This window comes from Bacteroidota bacterium, assembly GCA_034723125.1.
Classification (GTDB): domain Bacteria; phylum Bacteroidota; class Bacteroidia; order CAILMK01; family JAAYUY01; genus JAYEOP01.
In genome coordinates, this window is sequence record JAYEOP010000491.1 from 1 (window position 1) to 1,860 (window position 1,860).

Sequence of the window (1,860 nt, forward strand, 5' to 3'; positions counted from 1 at the left end):
TATTTTGTATTTATTTAATTCTGAACATTTAAATATTATCAAAGGTAATAATTTATTAAGAAATTCAATAATCTAATAAAAATTAACTAACTTTGTGCTAAAATAAATTGAAATTATTAACATAAAGGAATATTCATGTACCAGCCCAAAACAAAATATGCTCAATTAGCACTTGATTCGATTATTGCTGAATTTACAAAAGGAAATACTGATGAAATTGAAAGCAAAACTCCTGATAATGAGCTTTTAGTAAAAAGAGCTTGTTTTGTTTCCATTCATAATACAAACGGAGACTTAAGAGGTTGCATAGGCACTCTTGAACCCATAGAAGAAAACCTGCATTTAGAAATAATCCGAAACAGCATTGCAGCCGCAACAAGGGATAGCAGGTTTATTGAAATATCAAAACAAGAAGTTGAAAATATTGAAGTTTCTGTTGACGTACTTTCCTTAGCTGAAAAATATGAAGGCAAAATAAATTGGGATACAAAAAAATATGGTCTTATAGCTTCCGATATATATGGAAGAAAAGCCATTTTACTTCCTAACATTTCAGGAATCGATACAGCAAGAGAACAGCTTAAAATAGTTAAAAGAAAAGCAGGAATTTTTCAAAAATCCAATCAAGGACTTAAATATTTTTTGTTTACAGCAACACGATATCATTAATTTATTTAAACATGCAAAAAGCAAAATTTTATACAAAATTAGAAAACAAAAAAGTTCAATGCCTGCTTTGCCCACATAATTGCATAATAGCAAATGGCGAAATTGGAATTTGCAATGTAAGAAAAAATATTAAGGGTGAACTCTATTCCGAAAATTACAGAAAAACCTGCTCACTTTCATTTGACCCAATAGAAAAAAAACCTCTTTACCATTTTTACCCCGGCAATATTATTTTTTCAGTAGGAAGTATCGGATGCAACCTTAAATGTAAATTTTGTCAAAATTGGGAAATATCACAAACAAAGGTTTCGGATTTCAACTATTTACAAAATTATTCACCAACAGAAATAATTGAGAAATCAAAACAAAACAAAAACAACATTGGTATTGCTTTTACTTACAATGAACCTACAGTTTGGTATGAATTTATGCTTGAAATTGCAAAAGAATCTAAAAAAATTGACCTAAAAAATGTTGTTGTAACAAATGGATTTATCAACGAAAAACCACTTGAAGAACTTCTAAATTTTACAGACGCTTTTAATATTGACCTTAAAGCTTTCAATAATAATTTTTACAAACAACAAACAGAAGCGAAACTTGAGCCTGTTTTAAAAAACATTAAAGCAATCAGCAAAAAGGGGAAACACATTGAACTAACCAATCTAATTATTCCAACATTAAATGATGATGAAAAAGAATTTAGAGAAATGCTAAAATGGATAGCAAATGAAACAGGACAAGACACTGTTTTACACCTCTCAAGATATTTTCCGAATCATAAAATGAATATTCCCCCTACTCCTGAAAACAAACTTTTACAACTTTACGAAATAGCAAAAGAATATCTTAATTTTGTGTATCTTGGAAACATCTCAACTTCAAAAGGACAAAATACTTATTGTCCCAACTGTGGGGAATTGTTAATAAAAAGAACAGGCTATTCCACATTTATCAAAAATTTGAATAAAAATGGCAAATGCAAATATTGCAAAGAGGAAGTAGTTAAATTGAACTAAAATTACAAGTACCTTAAAACTTAAACAATAGAGAATGAACACTTAACAAAAATATAAACAGATGAAAATAATATCGAATACAGAACAAGGAATAACGAATACTGAAATAATGAGTCCACTCTAAAAAGTAATGAGTGCAGGTTTTGAAAATCAGGAATTGCCCCATTCCCTA

At 28.9% G+C, this 1,860-nt stretch carries 2 protein-coding genes; both read left to right on the top strand.

From position 1 onward, the window contains the following. The first annotated feature begins 135 nt into the window (after window positions 1-135). Entirely contained in the window at window positions 136-669 is a 534-nt protein-coding gene (amrA, locus tag U9R42_12715) for an AmmeMemoRadiSam system protein A (GenBank protein ID MEA3496879.1), read from the top strand. Window positions 670-680: 11 nt separating this feature from the next. Next, the gene (gene amrS, locus U9R42_12720; GenBank protein ID MEA3496880.1) at window positions 681-1,688 is read left to right on the top strand and encodes an AmmeMemoRadiSam system radical SAM enzyme; all 1,008 of its coding nucleotides are present in this window, start codon (window positions 681-683) and stop codon (window positions 1,686-1,688) included. Window positions 1,689-1,860: the final 172 nt, after the last annotated feature.